The sequence below is a fragment of the Calditerricola yamamurae genome, from assembly GCF_054654135.1.
In genome coordinates this window covers 1,067,846-1,084,341 of sequence record NZ_BAAIFH010000006.1, presented here as the reverse complement: position 1 = coordinate 1,084,341, position 16,496 = coordinate 1,067,846, and the positions used below count along the sequence as shown (strand labels likewise).

General features: G+C 64.7%; 15 protein-coding genes. 10 read left to right on the top strand and 5 right to left on the bottom strand.

Features of this window, described 5'->3' with window-relative positions; translation table 11 throughout:
* Entirely contained in the window at positions 1–1,740 is a 1,740-nt protein-coding gene (gene ptsP, locus ACYQ0Z_RS11630; RefSeq protein ID WP_459868366.1) for a phosphoenolpyruvate--protein phosphotransferase, read from the top strand.
* Positions 1,741–2,015: 275 nt separating this feature from the next.
* Here the strand turns inward: ptsP and ACYQ0Z_RS11625 are convergent, their stop codons facing one another.
* The 3 genes from ACYQ0Z_RS11625 to dapD form a co-directional block, all read right to left on the bottom strand.
* On the bottom strand, positions 2,016–3,152 hold the full coding sequence (locus tag ACYQ0Z_RS11625; RefSeq protein ID WP_459868363.1) for an N-acetyldiaminopimelate deacetylase: 1,137 nt from the start codon (positions 3,150–3,152) through the stop codon (positions 2,016–2,018).
* Between the two features lie 98 nt (positions 3,153–3,250).
* Positions 3,251–4,480, bottom strand: coding sequence for an aspartate aminotransferase family protein (locus tag ACYQ0Z_RS11620; protein ID WP_459868360.1), 1,230 nt, complete (start codon positions 4,478–4,480; stop codon positions 3,251–3,253).
* A gap of 49 nt (positions 4,481–4,529) precedes the next feature.
* The gene (gene dapD, locus ACYQ0Z_RS11615) at positions 4,530–5,240 is read right to left on the bottom strand and encodes a 2,3,4,5-tetrahydropyridine-2,6-dicarboxylate N-acetyltransferase (protein ID WP_459868357.1); all 711 of its coding nucleotides are present in this window, start codon (positions 5,238–5,240) and stop codon (positions 4,530–4,532) included.
* Positions 5,241–5,565: 325 nt separating this feature from the next.
* Between dapD and ACYQ0Z_RS11610 the strand changes: the two genes are divergently transcribed.
* The gene (locus ACYQ0Z_RS11610; protein ID WP_459868354.1) at positions 5,566–6,648 is read left to right on the top strand and encodes a M42 family metallopeptidase; all 1,083 of its coding nucleotides are present in this window, start codon (positions 5,566–5,568) and stop codon (positions 6,646–6,648) included.
* Between the two features lie 185 nt (positions 6,649–6,833).
* On the top strand, positions 6,834–7,763 hold the full coding sequence (locus ACYQ0Z_RS11605; protein ID WP_459868351.1) for a COX15/CtaA family protein: 930 nt from the start codon (positions 6,834–6,836) through the stop codon (positions 7,761–7,763).
* 97 nt (positions 7,764–7,860) lie between these two features.
* On the opposite strand, the gene sspI is transcribed toward ACYQ0Z_RS11605, so the two are convergent.
* The gene (sspI, locus tag ACYQ0Z_RS11600; RefSeq protein WP_459868348.1) at positions 7,861–8,088 is read right to left on the bottom strand and encodes a small acid-soluble spore protein SspI; all 228 of its coding nucleotides are present in this window, start codon (positions 8,086–8,088) and stop codon (positions 7,861–7,863) included.
* A gap of 147 nt (positions 8,089–8,235) precedes the next feature.
* On the opposite strand from sspI, the gene ACYQ0Z_RS11595 reads away from it, so the two are divergent.
* The 6 genes from ACYQ0Z_RS11595 to ACYQ0Z_RS11570 all read left to right on the top strand — a co-directional run bounded on the left by ACYQ0Z_RS11595 (position 8,236) and on the right by ACYQ0Z_RS11570 (position 13,836).
* Positions 8,236–8,889 (top strand): potassium channel family protein, encoded by a 654-nt coding sequence (locus ACYQ0Z_RS11595; protein ID WP_459868345.1) that lies wholly within the window; start codon positions 8,236–8,238, stop codon positions 8,887–8,889.
* A gap of 6 nt (positions 8,890–8,895) precedes the next feature.
* On the top strand, positions 8,896–9,759 hold the full coding sequence (locus tag ACYQ0Z_RS11590) for a TrmH family RNA methyltransferase (protein ID WP_459868342.1): 864 nt from the start codon (positions 8,896–8,898) through the stop codon (positions 9,757–9,759).
* A gap of 142 nt (positions 9,760–9,901) precedes the next feature.
* Positions 9,902–10,906, top strand: coding sequence for a FecCD family ABC transporter permease (locus tag ACYQ0Z_RS11585; protein ID WP_459868339.1), 1,005 nt, complete (start codon positions 9,902–9,904; stop codon positions 10,904–10,906).
* Between the two features lie 2 nt (positions 10,907–10,908).
* The gene (locus ACYQ0Z_RS11580) at positions 10,909–11,946 is read left to right on the top strand and encodes a FecCD family ABC transporter permease (protein ID WP_459868336.1); all 1,038 of its coding nucleotides are present in this window, start codon (positions 10,909–10,911) and stop codon (positions 11,944–11,946) included.
* A 15-nt stretch (positions 11,947–11,961) separates the two neighbouring features.
* A complete protein-coding gene (locus ACYQ0Z_RS11575) occupies positions 11,962–12,786 on the top strand; it encodes an ABC transporter ATP-binding protein (RefSeq protein ID WP_459868333.1) in 825 nt (274 codons plus the stop codon).
* A 240-nt stretch (positions 12,787–13,026) separates the two neighbouring features.
* Entirely contained in the window at positions 13,027–13,836 is an 810-nt protein-coding gene (locus tag ACYQ0Z_RS11570; protein WP_459868330.1) for an NAD-dependent protein deacylase, read from the top strand.
* A 66-nt stretch (positions 13,837–13,902) separates the two neighbouring features.
* Here the strand turns inward: ACYQ0Z_RS11570 and ACYQ0Z_RS11565 are convergent, their stop codons facing one another.
* Positions 13,903–14,895 carry an ABC transporter substrate-binding protein gene (locus ACYQ0Z_RS11565; RefSeq protein WP_459868327.1) on the bottom strand — a complete coding sequence of 331 codons (993 nt, stop codon included), beginning with the start codon at positions 14,893–14,895 and terminating at the stop codon, positions 13,903–13,905.
* A gap of 569 nt (positions 14,896–15,464) precedes the next feature.
* On the opposite strand from ACYQ0Z_RS11565, the gene pheS reads away from it, so the two are divergent.
* Positions 15,465–16,490 carry a phenylalanine--tRNA ligase subunit alpha gene (gene pheS, locus ACYQ0Z_RS11560; RefSeq protein WP_459868324.1) on the top strand — a complete coding sequence of 342 codons (1,026 nt, stop codon included), beginning with the start codon at positions 15,465–15,467 and terminating at the stop codon, positions 16,488–16,490.
* Positions 16,491–16,496 lie beyond the last annotated feature (6 nt).

Below are 16,496 nucleotides of genomic sequence, written 5' to 3'. Positions count from 1 at the left end.
ATGGTTCAGGGAACGGAAACGCGTCTTACCGGCATTGGCGTGTCGGACGGCGTCGCCTTGGCCCGGGCGCGGGTGCGCGCGCCGGAGCGGGCGGACGGGGCGCATTCGGCGCCTGCGGAGCCGTCGGTGGAACGGGCGCGGCTGGAGGCGGCGCGCGAGGCGGTACGGCGTGAGTTGCGGGCCGAGGCCGAGCGGGCGGCCCAAACCGTCGGGGAGGAAAACGCGCGCATCCTCCTGGTGCAGGAGGCCATGCTGGACGATCCGCTCTTCTTTCCGGAAGTGCTGCGCCGCGTGGAGGCGGACCGGCTGTCGGCGGAAGCGGCGGTGCAGGCGGTGGCCGAGGAGCTGGCCGCGCAACTGGCCGCCCTGGACAATGCCTATCTCCGCGAACGGGCGGCCGACGTTCGCGACATTGCTCGGCGCCTGGTTCGCATCCTTCGGGGCGAGACGGACGAGGTGCTGGGGGACGCCGGCGAGCCGGTTGTGCTCGTTGTCGACGACCTCCTGCCTTCCGACGCGACGCGCCTTGACCCGAACCGCGTGCATGGGGTGGTGGCCCGGGTCGGCGGGAAAACGTCCCACGCTGCGATTCTCCTTCGTGCGCTGGGCATTCCGGCCGTCTTCGGCGTGGCGGAGGCGTTGGAGGCCATCCGGGACGGTGATCTCGTCGTCCTCGACGGCACGCGGGGCCGGTGCGTGGTCAACCCCGAACCGGAGACGCTGAAGGCTTTTGAGGCGAAGGTGGCGGAAGAACGGCGGCTGGAGGCGGAATGGGAGGCGATGCGCGATCGCCCGGCCCAGTCGCGGGATGGGCAACGGGTGACGCTGGAAGCCAACATCGGCACGCCGGCCGAGGTGGCCGCCGCGCTCGCCAGTGGGGCCGAGGGCGTCGGTCTGTTCCGCACCGAGTTTCTCTTTCTTGAGTCGCCCGACCTGCCCGGTGAAGAGGCCCAATACCGCGCCTACCGCGAAGTCGTGGAGCGGATGGGTGGCCGGCCGGTCACCATCCGGACCCTCGACGTGGGCGGCGACAAGGAGCTGCCGGCGCTGGCGCTGCCGAAGGAATCCAACCCGTTCCTTGGCTACCGGGCCATCCGGCTGTGCCTGGAGCGACGGGAGCTGTTCGAGACCCAGTTGCGGGCCATCCTGCGCGCCAGCGCCCACGGGCCGGTGCGCATTCTCTTCCCCATGATTTCCAGTTTTGACGAGTGGCGGGCGGCCAAGGCGGTGTACGAAGACGTTCGGCGGCGCTGTGAAGCGGAGGGGATTCCGGTTGCCGCTGACATTCCGCTCGGCATCATGGTGGAGGTGCCGGCAGCGGCGCTTCTGGCCGACCGGTTTGCCGAAGAGGTGGACTTTTTCAGCATCGGCACCAACGATCTGGTGCAATACACCGTGGCCGTGGACCGGACCAATGAGAAGGTGGCCGCGCTGTACGACCCGTTCCATCCGGCGGTGGTGCGCCTTATCGCGCAAGTGATCGAGGCGGCCCATCGCCGGGGCAAGCCGGTGGGGATGTGCGGGGGCATGGCCGGTGAACCGCTGGCGGCGCCGCTGCTTCTGGGGCTAGGCCTTGACGAGTGGAGCATGGAGGCGGGGGCGCTGCGGCGCATCAAGCTGCTTCTTCATCGGTTGGACGCAAGCGAATGCCGCGCGCTGGCCGCGCGCGTGCTCGCCCTCGGCACGGCGGCGGAAGTACGCGCGGCCCTCGAGGAATTTTTGCAGGCGGCGGAAGGGTGAAGGCACAAAAAAACCCTGCGGCACCGGCAGGGAAACAGCAGGTGAGGAAAGCAGGTATCCCGGTTTGGAGGGAGCATCCTGTTCTCATCGTATCTGCAGACCGTGAGCGGTGTGTTGCCAAACGGTTAACGTTTTGCAAACAATCCAAACGGCATTGTGCCGACCGCCTGTGTTCCGGGTGAAAGGCGATCGGAGCACGGCGAGCCCTTCGAACAACCGGCACGGGGTGAAATCCCCGTGCCGGTTTTTGCTGAAGCGGTTCGGAATGCGCCGTATCAGGCGGAGGCCTTCCATGCCAGGTACGCCGTCACCAGGCGGATGGCCACGTCGATGGCCCGCTCGTCGGGACGGAGGCGGGAGGAGTGCAGGCCGTGGGGCGAGCCCACGCCGAGCCAGAAGAGGAAGCCGGGAATCTCCTCGAGAAAGTAACCGAAATCCTCGCCGGTCATCGCCGGCGGACACTCCACCACGCGCACGTCGCTCCGGGCGCGGGCCCAGTCGAGAAATTCCCGGGTGAGAACCGGATCGTTGTCCACCTGGCAATAGTTGGCCCCGTAGTCGATGGCGGCCCGGCAGCCGAACCCCGTCTCGATGCCGGCGACGATGGCCTCGATGCGCGCCTTGATCTGCCGCATGGCGTCGATCGACAGCGTGCGGATCGTCCCTTCCAGGCGCGCCCGCTCGGCGATGACGTTCTGCTTGGTTCCCGCCTCGATCTTGCCCACGGTGATCACCGCCGCCTCGAGGGGATCGACGTTGCGGGCAACCACCGTCTGCAGCTGGGTGACGAGGTGGCAGGCCGCCACCACCATGTCATTGGCGCGGTGGGGGAAGGCGGCGTGGCCGCCCTGGCCGATGAGATCGATGAACAGTTCCGACGTGTTGGCGAAGAGGACGCCCGGACGGGTGGCGATGGTGCCCACCGGGTACTCCGGGGCGATGTGCAGGGCGAAGATTGCCTCCGGACGCCAGCGGCGGAACGGTTCGCTTTCCCGCATCGGCCGGGCGCCGCCGGGCCCCTCCTCGGCCGGCTGGAAGACGAACAGGAGATCGTCGCGCACCGGATGGTGAACAAAGTGGGTCAGCACGCCCAGAGCGATGGCCATGTGCATGTCGTGGCCGCAGGCGTGCATGTAACCGTCATGCTGGGAGCGATAGGGGAGGCCCGTCTCCTCGATGACGGGAAGGCCGTCCATGTCTGCTCGCCAGGCCAGGATGCGCCGCGGAGCGGTACCCTTCACCTTGGCCAGCACGCCGGTGCGCCAGGTGGCGATCTCCAGGCGCTCGGCGGGCAGTGTGGCCAAATAGTCGAGCAGGAAGCGTTGCGTCTTGACCTCGGCAAAGCCCGGTTCGGGAATCTGGTGCAATTTGCGTCGGATCTCCACAAACGGCGACAGGGTGGTGTCGGCCATGCGGGTCTTCCTTTCGTGCGGATTTTTCCTCATTGTAGCACGAATCGGCGGGGAGAAAGGCCAAAGCGGGCGCCCCCACGGGGTCGGCCCGCTTCGCCTCATTCTGTCTGCCCGTCGTCCGGCGCGCCTTGCCGCACGTGCGCGTCGAGGGCGGCGACAAAGGCGTCTACCTCGTCCGGGGTGAGGGTGAGCGGCGGCAGCAGGCGGATGATGGTCCGCTGGGTGACGTCGAAGAGAAAGCCCTGTCGAAGCAGCGCCCGTTGCAGGGCGCGGACGGCTCCGGGGGGCCATTTCATCGGCAGGCCGAGCATCATTCCCTTGCCGCGCACGGCATCGAAGGCGTCGGGGTGGGCGCGGCAGAGCGCTTCGAGCCGTTCGCGCAGGTAGGCCGCCACCCGACGCCCCTCTTCCATCAGCCCGTCGTCCAGCAGCACTTTCAGGACCGCGTTGCCGCAGGCCGCGCTCAGGGGGGACGGGGCGAAGGTGCTGCCATGGTCGCCGGGCGCAAAGACGTCGGCCAGCTGCGCGCCGGCGATGACGCCGCCGAGGGGCAGCCCACCGCCCACGCCCTTCGCGAAGAGGAGGAAGTCCGGTGTGACGCCGGCCTGCTGGTAGGCAAAGAGGGTTCCGGTGCGGCCCATGCCCGTTTGGATTTCGTCGACGCCGAAGAGCGCGCCGTGCGCCCGGCACAGCCGCTCGAGGGCTTGGAGATAACCCTCCGACAGCGGGACGACGCCGCCGGAACCCAGCACGGGCTCGACGAGGACGGCGGCCGGGCGATGTGCCCGCAACACTGCTTCCACCTGGGCGATGTCTTCGGGTTCCACCTCATACACGGGGACGGGCGACGTCGGGAAATCCTGCTGCACGGCTTTCTGGCGCGTCAGGCGCAGGGCGCCGAGGGTGCGGCCGTGGAAGCTGTTTTTCAGCACGACAAAGCCGGTCCGGCCGCCACCGCGCCTGCGGGACCACTTGTGCACCAGCTTGATCGCCGCCTCCGTGGCCTCGGCCCCCGAGTTGGTGAAAAACACCTTGCCGGGGAAGGTGTGGGCCACGAGGCGTTGGGCCAGGCGGATGGCCGGAGGATTCAAAAACACGTTGGAAATGTGCAGGAACGCTTCGGCCTGCTCGCGAAGCGCCGCGAGCACCGTGGGGTGGCCGTGACCGAGGACGTTAACGGCCAGCCCGGTGAACAGGTCGAGGTAGGCGTTGCCCTCCGTGTCATACACGTAGTTGCCCTGCGCGCGGGCAATGGCGATGGGAAGGCGGTTGTAGGTGGGAAGGAGGTAGGTCTGATCGAGGGTTAGCCAATCGGTTCGCTCGGCCATGGCGGTTCTCCTGTCTGTGGCGATTGTGTCGGTTTGGTGTGGGAAACCCTTACAATTGACGCAGTTCTTCGCGAATCTGCGTTTTGGCACGCGTCTTCTCGTCAATTTTCTTGATTACCTTCGCCGGCACGCCAGCCACCACCGTGTACGGAGGGACGTCATCGGTCACCACGGCCCCGGCGGCGACGACGGCGCCCTTGCCCACGCGCACGCCTTCGAGGATGACGGCGTTGGCCCCGATCATCACGTCGTCCTCAATCACCACCGGCTGGGCCGACGGCGGCTCGATCACCCCGGCGATAACCGCTCCCGCGCCGATGTGGCAGTTCTTCCCGATGATGCCGCGCCCGCCGACGACAGCGTTCATGTCGACCATCGTTCCTTCGCCGATAACGGCGCCGATGTTGATCACCGCGCCCATCATGATGACGGCGTTTTTGCCGATGGTCACGTGCTCACGGATGATCGCCCCCGGCTCGATGCGTGCGGGGATATCCTTCAGGTCGAGGAGCGGGATGGCCGAGTTGCGGCGGTCATTTTCCACCACGTAGTCTTCAATCTTGTCCTTGTGCGCCTCCAGCAGGGGCTGGATCTCCTTCCAGTCTCCGAACAGGATCGCGGCTTGTCCGAACCCAAACGCTTTCACGTTCGGCCCGAAGTCGATCTCCTCCAGCTTCCCTTTCAGGTATACCTTCACCGGTGTTTTCTTTTCACTGTTTTTGATAAACGCGATGATCTCCTCGGCGTTTTGCAGCTGCATGGTTCTTCCTCCCCAACGGTGGTATATGGGCATTATACCATGTCATCGGATGTGGACGCCGGATCGGGAGGTATTGCCGGTGGACGACAAGCGGCAGTCGCGAGGCGGCGTGATGTGGTACGAAGCGGTGCTGGCCGCCTATCGCGAGCGGCTGGCGGGCGGGCTTGCGGCCTCCTGAGCATTCCGGGGCAAGATGCCGCCATACACGTGTGAAGATTGGACGAATTTGGTATACTAGCATTGGCCAGGATGGTGCTGTGCATCGTGCGCCGGCCATGAACCGCGCGATGCGGGTAAGGGAACATGACAAAGGGGAGACGGATCGATGGTGTGGGATGAAACGCTCCAACTGTTCAAAGAGCTGACCGAAGCGCCGGGGGCGCCGGGGTTTGAAGGGCCGGTGCGGGAAATTCTCGCCCGCCACATGGCCCCGCTGGCCGATCGGGTGTACACGGACAACCTGGGCAGCCTGGTGGCCGAAAAGCGGGGCACAGCCGCTTCGCCCAAGGTGATGATCGCCGGGCACATGGACGAGGTCGGCTTCCTGGTGACGCGCATCACCGATGAGGGCTTCCTCCGGTTCCAACCCCTTGGCGGGTGGTGGAGCCAGGTGCTTTTGGCCCAGCGCGTGCACGTGATCACGCGTAACGGCCCGATCGAGGGCGTGATCGGCTCCGTCCCGCCGCACATCCTGCCGGAGAAGAAGCGGAAGAAGCCGGTGGAGATCAAGGACATGTTCATTGACGTCGGGGCGACGAGCCGGGAAGAGGCCGAGTCCTTCGGCATCCGCCCGGGCGATCCGGTGGTGCCCATCTGCCCGTTCACGGTGATGAAAAACGAGAAGTTGCTGATGGCCAAGGCCTGGGACAACCGCATCGGCTGCGCCGTCGCGGCGCTCGTGCTGCGGGAGCTCAAAGGCGAGGAGCACCCGAACACGGTGTATGCCGTGGGGACGGTGCAGGAAGAGGTGGGCCTGCGCGGCGCCCAGACGAGCGCCAACCTGATCGCGCCCGACGTGGCCTTTGCCGTGGATGTGGGCATCGCCGGCGACACGCCGGGGGTGAGCAAGGACGAGGCGTTGGCCAAGCTGGGCGGCGGCCCGCAGGTGCTCATCTACGACGCGACCCTGATTCCGCACACGGGCCTGCGCGACCTGGTGATGGACACGGCAAAGGAGCTGGACATTCCCATCCAATACGATGCCATGCCGGGCGGCGGTACCGACGCCGGACGCTTCCACCTGCAGGGGAAAGGCGTGCCGTCCATCGCCATCTCCATTCCGACGCGGTACATTCACAGCCATGCGGCAATCCTCCACCGCGACGACGTCGAGCGTACCGTGCGCCTGCTGGTGGCGCTGGTCAAGCGGCTGGATGCCGACACCGTGGCCAAGCTGAAGGCGTATTGATCGGTTGCCCCGGTCGGTTGGGCGCGCGATTTTGCCAAATTGGTGAACAATCCGGTCATCTCCTAACGACGCACTCCGTCCGTTGTGATATTGTTGTGTTGTGATATTTTTGTATTACGGAAGTGCATGTTTGCACACAACGGGATGGGGTGTTGCCTGCCATGATTTCACGTGGATTAAAGCTATTGGCTGTTGCGACGACCCTTGGCATGCTGCTCTTGTTGCTCGGCGGTGCGTTGGTGACGAAGACCGGTTCCGGCGACGGGTGCGGAGACTCGTGGCCCCTGTGCAACGGACGCCTCTTGCCCCCGCTGGAGCTGGAAGCGATCATTGAGTGGAGCCACCGCCTTGTCACGGCCCTGATCACGCCGATGCTGCTGGCCACGGTGGTCTGGTCGTGGCGGAGGGCGGGGCACATCCCCTGGGTTCGGTTCTTCGGCTTTTTCGCCCTGTTGACCACGTTCGTCCAGGCATTGCTCGGGGCGGCGGCAGTGGTCTGGGACCAGTCGGACCTCATTATGGCGCTGCATTTCGGCATTTCCCTCACCGCCTTTGCCAGCGTGTTGCTCATCGCCATTCAGCTGTATGTGGGCGAAAACGCCCGCCGGGCGAAGACGGCGGTGCCGCGGCGCTTCTTGTGGCTGGTTGCCGGGACGACGGTCTACACCTATGTTGTAGTTTACCTGGGGGCCTTGGTGCGCCATTCCGGCGCGAGCATGGCCATTCCAGACTGGCCCCTCAACTTTGGCCGGCTGGTTCCGCCGCTCACCGGGCAGGTCGCCATCCAGTTCCTGCATCGGGCGGCGGCGCTTGTGCTGATCCTCCTGGTGTTGGCCATCGTGGTGATGACGGAGCGGTCGTTGCGCGATCGTCGCGATCTGCGATGGGCCGGCTGGGTCGTGCTTGCCCTGACGGGGCTGCAGGTGGTCAGCGGCGGGTTGGTCGTGTTGACCGGGCTGAACCTGCTGGTCGCCCTGGTGCACACCGTCCTGGTGGCGGCCCTGTTTGGCGTGCTGGTATGGATGACCCTCCAGGCTTGGGACGGACGCGAGGCCCGCACCGGCAGCGCCGTTTCGGCGGTTACGCGCACCGGGGCCCTCACCCTCCGCGGCTGAGCAAGGCCTGCAGGGGTCAAGCGGCTCAACAGCGAATGGAAAAGCGGCCGATGGTTCGGCCGCTTTTCGCGTTTCTGCCGTGTGCGCGGGAGGGTTCCTATGCGTGGGGCGGGTTGACCTGCGCTTCCAGGGTGGACAGCATGTGTTGCTGTTCTTGGGGGCTTGCGTGGGTCCACAGGAGTTCGAACAACACGCCGAGCCCCGGGAGGGCCTTCTCTTCCCGCGTCGTGATGGCGTCGGTGATCATGTCGCGCAGCTCTTCGCTGGTCGCGCCACGCAGGTTGTGCAGAACGGCCTGGCGCAGGTCCAGGTCTTCGATGCGCACGGGACATGCCTCCTTTGTCCGGAAGTCTTCCGCCTGCGCTTATCCTACCCGCCCGCGCGCGGTTTTACGCGGAACTGCGCCGTTGCCTTCTGATTGCGGAGGTGGCTCGGGGCCTGTGATAAACTAAGGGCGAAAGAGGGGATGGACATGGCGAAACAGTTTGCCGTGATCGGTCTGGGCCGTTTCGGTTCGAGCGTCGCGCGCACCTTGACCGAGCTGGGACACGAGGTGCTGGCCATCGATAGCGACGAGGACCGCATCCAGGAGGCCCTGCCCTATGTGACGCATGCGGTGCAAGCCGACGCGACGGACGAGGAAGCCCTCAAGGCCCTGGGTATCCGCAATTTTGACGTCGTGGTCGTGGCCATCGGGGCCGACATCCAGGCAAGCATTCTCGCAACGTTGATCCTGAAGGAACTGGGCGTACAGCGCATTGTCGTGAAGGCGCAGAACCACCGCCACGGGCAGGTGCTGTACAAGATCGGCGCCGACGAGGTGATCTTCCCGGAACGGGACATGGGGGTACGGGTGGCCCGCCACCTCGTGTCTCCGAACATCCTCGACTACATTGAGCTGGCCGACGACTACAGCATCGCCGAAGTCGTCGCCTCGCACAACATGGACGGCAAGACGCTGCGTGAGCTCGACATTCGGGCCAAGTTTGGCTGCAACGTGATGGCCATCAAGAGCGGAACACGCATCAACATCGCCCCGCGGGCCGAAGACGTGGTGCGCACCGGCGACATCCTCGTCGTGTTGGGGCGCAACGACGATTTGCGCCGGTTGCAGGACAAGGCGTGAGGATCGATGGAACGGATCGTATCGCTGCAAAACACGCGGGTTCGCGCGTGGCGCAAGCTGCAGACGCGCAAGGGACGTGAGCGCGCCGGCTTGTTTTTACTTGAGGGAACGCATGTGGTGGCGGAGGCGCTGGCTGCGGGGGCGCCGGTCACCCATGTGCTGTGGGACGAGACGCGTCCGCTGCCGGAGGAACTGGCCACATGGGCGCGTGGCGCGGAGGGGCCGTGCTGGGTCGCGTGTACGCCCGAGGTGATCGCGCACCTGGCGACGACGGAGACGCCGCAGGCCGTGTTGGCCATTGCGCGCATGCCGGTGCGCGACTGGCGGCAGTGGCTGGCCGAGCAGGCCACCACCGCGACGGGGCGGGGGCTGCTTCTCCTGGTCGACGCCGTGCAGGATCCCGGCAACGTCGGCACGCTCATCCGCACGGCCGACGCCGCCGGCGCCGATGCCGTGTTTCTCGGGACCGGCACCGCCGACGCGTACAACCCCAAGACGGTGCGCGCCACAATGGGCTCCCTGTTTCACGTGCCGGTTTTTGCCGCGCCGCTGGCGGACGTGGTACCGGCGTTGCGAAAGGCCGGATGGGCTGTGTGGACGGCGGCGCTCTCCGGTTGCCGCTACGACGATCCGGCGCTGTATGTGCGGCCCACCGCCTTTGTGGTGGGCAACGAGGGCAGCGGCGTGTGCCCCGATCTTGCGGCGCTCGCCGACGGCGCGGTAACCATTCCCATGCCCGGGCGGGCGGAGTCGCTCAACGTGGCCGTGGCCGCAGGGGTGCTCCTGTTTGAAGCGGTGCGGCAGCGCGGACAGCAAGGCGGTGCGGGGGATCCGTACCCGCCGGATGTGCGCGGTGGAAGCGCGAAGTGAGGCGTCATGCATTGACGTAAGTGGAGCCCCCTCTCTATACTTGTAAGAGAGAAAGATTCTCAATCCCAATGAAGGCGACGCGTCCGATGAAGCGGCACAGGGACGCTTGAGGCAAAACCTTGGGTGAAGGTGGCCCGAAGCGATGACCGGCTTGCTGTCCACGCCTGTGCGCCGTGCGGCCGGGTTGTTGGTGGGCCTGCTGGTGATTGCCCTGTTGGCGGCAGTCAGCGTGGCCTATGGCGCGCTGTCTACCAGCTGGCGCACGGTGATCGAGGCGTACACCCAATTTAACGGAAGCAATGAGCACCTGGTGATCACCGAGGTGCGCGTTCCCCGCACGGTGATCGCCTTGGCCGTCGGCGCGAGCCTGGGGATGGCCGGCGCTCTGTTGCAGATGCTGACGCGCAATCCGCTGGCCGATCCGGAGGTGTTTGGACTGAACGCGGGGGCGGCCGTGGCCATTGTGGTGGCTGTCAGCGTGTTTGCCATCAGCTCACTTTCCGCATTCACGGTGCTGGCCTTTGTGGGGGCGGCGTGCGCCGGAGTTGGGGTGCTCCTGCTCGGATCCCTCGGCCCAGGCGGCATGACGCCGCTCAAGCTGACGCTGGCCGGCGCGGCCGTCTGGGCCCTCTGCGAGTCGGTCACCAGCGGGTTCCTGACAATCAACGAGCGAGCTCTGGACGAGGTGCTGTTTTGGCTGAAGGGTTCGGTGGCCGGGCGCAACCTGGAGCGGTTTCTCCCGGTGTTGCCGTACATGGTGCTCGGATGGGTGGGCGCCATCTGGGTGGCTGGGCCACTGCGCGCCCTGATGATGGGAGAAGATGTGGCCCGCGGCCTCGGCCAGCGCACGATGCAGGTGAAGGTGGCAACGGGCGCCGTTATCGTGCTGTTGGCCGGCAGTTCCGTGGCCATCGCCGGGCCCATTGGCTTTATCGGGTTGTTGGCGCCGCACGCGGCACGGGCGCTGGTGGGGTTTCGCCTGCGATGGCAAGCGGTGTACAGCGGCCTGTTGGGGGCCATTTTGCTGCTGGCGGCTGACATCGGGGGGCGGTATGTGGCCATGCCCAAGGAGCTACCCATTGGGGTGATGACGGCCCTGATTGGCGCTCCGGTGTTCATCGCCCTGGCGAGAAGGGAGCGGAGGTAGGCATGCGCGGATTCGTCACGCTGCGCCTGCGCCGCCTGCCCGTTTCCGTCCAGGTGGAGAAGCGGACGGTGGCGGTGGTGCTGCTCTTGTTCGCGATGACGGTGGCGGCGGCCATCGCCAGTTTGGGCGCCGGGCAGCTCGCGCTTTCGCCGATGGATGTGGTGCGGTCCTTGTGGGGCAGCGGTGCCGAGCACCATGTCTTTGTGGTGCAAACGCTCCGCCTCCCGCGCATCCTGGTCGGCCTGATGGTGGGCGCGGCGCTGGGGCTTTCGGGGGCCATTTTGCAGGGGCTCTTTCGCAATCCGCTTGCCGCTCCGGACATCCTCGGCGTGACCGGCGGGGCCGCCGTGGCGGCGGTGGCCTTCCTGGTCTACGGGCAGGGGCTCAGCATCTGGTGGCTTCCGGCGGTTGCCTTTACCGGCGCCTTGGGCATCGCCCTGTTGCTTTATCTCATCGCCTGGAAGGCCGGGGTGTCCACCTTTCGCCTCGTCCTGGTGGGCATTGGCCTGAAAGCGGCTACGGCGGCGCTGACCACCCTGCTCGTCGTCAAGAGCCCCATCTACTTGACGCAAAAGGCCATGGTGTGGTTGACGGGCAGCATTTACGGGACCGCGTGGATCGACGTGGGGCTGTTGGCGCCCTGGCTCGCGGTGCTCACAATCTTGGTGGCCGTCAGCGCCCGTCACGTCAACGCCCTGCAGCTCGGCGACGAGGTGGCTGCCGGCGTGGGGGCGGCCGTATCCAGGCAGCGCCTGTTCTTGCTGATGCTGTGCGCGGCGCTGTGCGGCGCGGCAGTCGCCGTGGGCGGAGCCATCGGCTTCGTGGCCCTACTGGCGCCGCACATCGCGCGGCAGTTGGTGGGACCTTCCTTTGGACCGTTGGCGGCTGCGGCGGCGCTCACCGGCAGCTTGATGGTGGTGGTGGCCGACGCCGTGGCGCGGACGGCGTTTGCCCCGCTGGACATCCCGGTGGGCGTGTTCACGGCAGCAGTCGGCGCGCCGTTCTTTTTGTACCTGCTTGTTCGCCATCGAAACCGGTAAGGGGGGAACGCGGGCATGCCCATGCTGGAAAGCCGCCAGGTCACCGTGGCGTACGGCAACACGATCATCATTGATCAACTCGACCTGCGCGTGCCTGAGAGGAAGATCACTGTACTCATCGGCCGCAACGGTTGCGGCAAGTCGACGCTGCTTCGCGCGTTGGCTCGGCTCCTCAAACCGCAGGGAGGGGCCGTTTACCTCGACGGGAGGGCCATCGCTAAGCTGCCGACCCGCGAGGTGGCCAAGCAGCTGGCCATTCTTCCGCAAAGCCCGGTGGCACCGGAAGGGTTGACGGTGCTTGGGCTGGTCAAACAGGGACGCTATCCGTACCAGAATTGGCTGAACCACTGGAGCGAGGAAGACGAGCGCATGGTGCGGCAGGCCCTCGAATGGACGGGAATGATCGGGTATGCCGATCGTCCCGTTGACGCCCTTTCCGGAGGGCAGCGCCAACGGGCCTGGATCGCGATGGCCCTGGCCCAGGGGACACCGATCCTTCTCCTCGATGAGCCGACCACCTATCTTGATTTGGCTCACCAGGTCGAGATTTTGGATCTCTTGGCCAATTTGAACGCACGCGAGGGGCGCACCATCGTCATGGTGCTGCACGACCTTAACCTGGCCTGCCGGTATGCCCATCACCTGGTGGCCCTCCGGAACGGGGCGGTGTATGCCCAGGGGGCGCCGGAAGAGATCGTCGGAGAGGAACTGGTGCGGGACGTGTTCGGGGTCGACTGCAAGGTGGTGCCCGATCCCCTCTACGGCACGCCGCTGTGCATCCCGTACAGCCGCGCGCCGGTGGCCGGCTCTGCCCCGGCGCCGGCCGGCCACGCGGTTTGACAGGACGAAAGCGCCTGATCCCGCGCGGCGAAGGGCTCGGTTAAGAAGGTGAGAGGTACGAGTCCTTTTCGTGCCCGGACCGGTACGCAAAAGGGGAGAAAATGGTTATTTATTGACAAAAACGTGACAAATCCATCGTTATCGACGCCTATGTCAACATCACGCCCGTTGAAACGGGCGTTTGTTTTTGATTGAATCTTAACTGAATCTTAACTGTAAATTGCGAAAGCACGTTCATTATTGAAACGATCATCCTTCGACGATAGGGGTTTTCCTTTATCAAAACCCCAAAAGGAGGCGGCTTCATTGGAACCGCTTACGACACTCGCCAGGTGGATACGTGAAGCCCAGCGCATTGTTTTTCTGACCGGCGCCGGCATCAGCACCGACTCGGGGATACCGGACTTTCGCTCGGATGACGGGCTTTGGACAAAAGATCCCGACCTGCCCCAAAAACTCTCCCGTATGTATTTTCATCACCGCCCCAAGGAGTTTTGGAAAGTGTTCCGACAAGCGTTTCCCATTGAAGAGTTGGCCAAGGCCAACCCGAATGAAGGGCATCGTTTCTTGGCGGAACTGGAGAAGATGGGGAAAGATGTTGTGGTCATTACCCAGAACATCGACGGGCTTCATCAGAAAGCCGGGAGCCGAAACGTCTTGGAGCTTCACGGCACGCTCTTTTCGGCAACATGCCCGACATGCAACGCCGTCTATTCCCTCCCAATGGAAGAAGACGTTCCCCGTTGTACACAGGAACGTCCCAAGGGCGTGTGCGGTTCCATTCTCAAACCCGATGTTGTGCTCTTCGGGGACCCGGTCCAACATTTCCAGGAGGCGGTGGAACGCACGCAACATGCAGACCTCTTTGTCGCGATGGGAACCTCGTTGGAGGTGTCTCCGGCCAACGCGTTTCCCTTGTACGCAAGGGGGAAGAAAGTGTTGATCAATCGTGACGAGACGCTTATGGACGGCCATTTCGATCTCGTGATCCGTGACGCCATTCGTGATGTGATTTCGGCGATCCAGAATGAATTGCCTTTAAGACACTAACCCCCCTCGGTGTGCCACCAAGCCGAGGGGGGTTCTGTAGTCAGAAGAGCCTTCCGTTTTCTGGAATTAGGGGCGGGTATTCAGCACGTACTTGTACAGGTCGTCGAGGAGCAGATTGGCCGCCTTGATCCCGCCGGCGGTGTTCCAGATGACGTCGTCCACCTTGTACGCCTTTCCGTTCTTGACGACGGACAGGTTCTGCCACAGCGGGTCGTTGGTCCATTCCTTCTCCAGCTGCGAGGCTTTTCCTTCGCCGGTCTCGTAGGTGTAGTAGAAGAGGATGTCGCCGTCCATTTCCGGGATGCGCTCTTTGGTCACTTCGGCGGCGAAATCGTTTTTGTCCTGGGCTGGCGGGCGGGCAAAGCCGATCTCGTCGAGGATGCTGCCGGCAAAGGTGTCCTTGTACAGGATGCGTACGCGGCCGGGCATGAAGCGGACGAGGGATACCTTCATCTTCAGCTTGTCACCGGCTTTCTGCCGGAAGTCGGCGATCCGCTTGTCCCACTCGGCCAAGAGTTTTTCCCCTTCCGCCTTGCGGTTGACCGCTTCCGCCCAGAGCATGAAGTTTTCCTGCCACTTGCCTCGGATCGTCTCGGAGAAGACCGTCGGCGCGATCTGGGAAAGCTGCGGATAGATCTTTTCGTGGCGCATCTTGGTGCCCAGGATCAGGTCGGGCTTCAGCGCGGCGATCGCTTCCAGGTTCGGCTGGTCTTCCTTGCCCAGCGGCTGAACCCCTTCCATCTCCTCGGCGATGTGGTCGTACCACGGGTCACCCACCCACGAGTTCACCGCTCCGACCGGCTTGATGCCCAGGGCCAGGAGCGCCTCCGTGGCTTCGTTGGTCAGCACGACGATGCGTTCCGGCGTTTTGGGAATCCGCGTTTCGCCCATCGCGTGCTTGACCACGTACCCCTCGTTGCGGGAAGAGGAATCCGAGGCGCCGGTGTTGGCCGGCTGGGCTTCCTGTTGTGTGCTGCAGCCGGTTACGAGGAGCGACACGGCCAGAAGTGCGGTGAAGAGGGGGAACAGGATGCAACGAGAACGCCCTCCTTTGCTCATGAAACGCCCTCCCATGAAAATGATTCTTATCATCAATCCGACCCCCATCGTAGCGTGAGTGAGAGTGATTGTCAATATCTTTCGTGCCCTTGCCTTTTTCTTTGCCGCGTGTACAATAGAGAGCAACGGTAACCGACGACAACGGAATCGGTCAATGGCAATGACGGAGACGAGTAGGCGAGAGACGCGCCTTCCAGGGAGGGGGACGCCGTAGACTGGAAGCGCCCCTAAGGCGCGCCTCGCCGAATTCCCTCCCGAGCTGTCCCCTGAACCGAAGCGATGGCTGGCTGTCGATGGAGAGGGAAGGACTGCGGCCGGTCGGTGAGCGGATGTGGCCGCGGCAAGCCGCGCTTCGCAGTAGGGGGTACCGGCACGGTGCCGTTATCGCAATGAAGGGCGGACGACGGCGAGGCCCGGTATGGGCCCCGTGGTCGCCGAACTAGGGTGGTACCGCGATCCTCTCGTCCCTGGGGCGAGGGGATTTTTGTTTTTGTGCGCCGGACGCGGTGTGTCGCCCAGTGGAAGATGGGAGCGGTGCGGAAATCCGACACAAAGGAGGGACTGCCGGCATGCGCGATCGATTGGAGGCGTTGCGTGAGGAAGCGCTGGCGGGAATCGCTGCGGCGCAGGATGTGCGCGCCCTGCAGGAGTTGCGCGTGCGTTATCTGGGGAAGAAGGGGGCTCTGACGGAGATTTTGCGCGGCATGGGCAGCTTGCCGCCGGAAGAGCGTCCCCGGGTGGGGGAACTGGCCAACGAGGTGCGGCGGACCCTGGAGGCGGCATTGGCCGAACGGCAGGCGGTCCTCGAGCGGGCGGCGCTGGAGGCGCGCCTGGCCGCCGAGCGCCTTGACGTTACCCTACCGGGACGGCCCGTTCCGGCAGGGGCGCGCCACCCGCTGGTGCAGGTGATTGAGGAAATCGAGGATATCTTCATCGGATTGGGGTTTGAGGTGGCCGAGGGGCCGGAGGTGGAAAGCGACTACTACAATTTTGAGGCCCTCAACCTGCCGAAGGATCACCCGGCGCGGGACATGCAGGATTCCTTCTACATCACTGGGGAGATCTTGCTGCGAACCCACACCTCGCCGGTGCAGATCCGCACGATGGAGGCGAAGAAGGGGGCCGTTCCGGTGAAGATTATCTGTCCCGGCAAGGTGTACCGCCGGGACGACGACGATGCCACCCATTCCCACCAGTTCATGCAGGTGGAAGGGCTGGTGGTGGACCGAGGCATTCGCATGAGTGACCTTAAAGGTGTGCTGCTTGCCTTTGCCCGGGAAATGTTCGGCGCCGATGTGGAAATCCGGTTGCGGCCGAGCTTTTTCCCCTTTACCGAGCCGAGCGCTGAGGTGGACATCACGTGCGTTATGTGTGGCGGGCGCGGCTGCCGCGTGTGCAAGGACTCGGGCTGGCTGGAGATCCTGGGGGCCGGCATGGTGCACCCCGATGTCCTGCGCGCCGGGGGCTACGACCCCGAGCAGGTGAGCGGATTTGCCTTCGGCATGGGCGTGGAGCGCATCGCCATGCTGAAGTACGGCATTGACGACATCCGCCATTTCTACACGAACGATGTGCGCTTTCTCGAGCAGTTTTAGCGCCCA

What these genes read in the sequence shown, in the direction of transcription:
- ACYQ0Z_RS11625 (WP_459868363.1), bottom strand. Translation starts at nt 3,152, where the DNA reads ATGGCCGACACCACCCTGTCGCCGTTTGTGGAGATCCGACGCAAATTG.
- dapD (WP_459868357.1), bottom strand. Translation starts at nt 5,240, where the DNA reads ATGCAGCTGCAAAACGCCGAGGAGATCATCGCGTTTATCAAAAACAGT.
- ACYQ0Z_RS11590 (WP_459868342.1), top strand. Translation starts at nt 8,896, where the DNA reads ATGGAACGGATCGTATCGCTGCAAAACACGCGGGTTCGCGCGTGGCGC.
- pheS (WP_459868324.1), top strand. Translation starts at nt 15,465, where the DNA reads ATGCGCGATCGATTGGAGGCGTTGCGTGAGGAAGCGCTGGCGGGAATC.
- ACYQ0Z_RS11575 (WP_459868333.1), top strand. Translation starts at nt 11,962, where the DNA reads ATGCCCATGCTGGAAAGCCGCCAGGTCACCGTGGCGTACGGCAACACG.
- ACYQ0Z_RS11610 (WP_459868354.1), top strand. Translation starts at nt 5,566, where the DNA reads ATGGTGTGGGATGAAACGCTCCAACTGTTCAAAGAGCTGACCGAAGCG.
- ACYQ0Z_RS11620 (WP_459868360.1), bottom strand. Translation starts at nt 4,480, where the DNA reads ATGGCCGAGCGAACCGATTGGCTAACCCTCGATCAGACCTACCTCCTT.
- ACYQ0Z_RS11595 (WP_459868345.1), top strand. Translation starts at nt 8,236, where the DNA reads ATGGCGAAACAGTTTGCCGTGATCGGTCTGGGCCGTTTCGGTTCGAGC.
- ptsP (WP_459868366.1), top strand. Translation starts at nt 1, where the DNA reads ATGGTTCAGGGAACGGAAACGCGTCTTACCGGCATTGGCGTGTCGGAC.
- ACYQ0Z_RS11580 (WP_459868336.1), top strand. Translation starts at nt 10,909, where the DNA reads ATGCGCGGATTCGTCACGCTGCGCCTGCGCCGCCTGCCCGTTTCCGTC.
- ACYQ0Z_RS11565 (WP_459868327.1), bottom strand. Translation starts at nt 14,895, where the DNA reads ATGAGCAAAGGAGGGCGTTCTCGTTGCATCCTGTTCCCCCTCTTCACC.
- ACYQ0Z_RS11585 (WP_459868339.1), top strand. Translation starts at nt 9,902, where the DNA reads ATGACCGGCTTGCTGTCCACGCCTGTGCGCCGTGCGGCCGGGTTGTTG.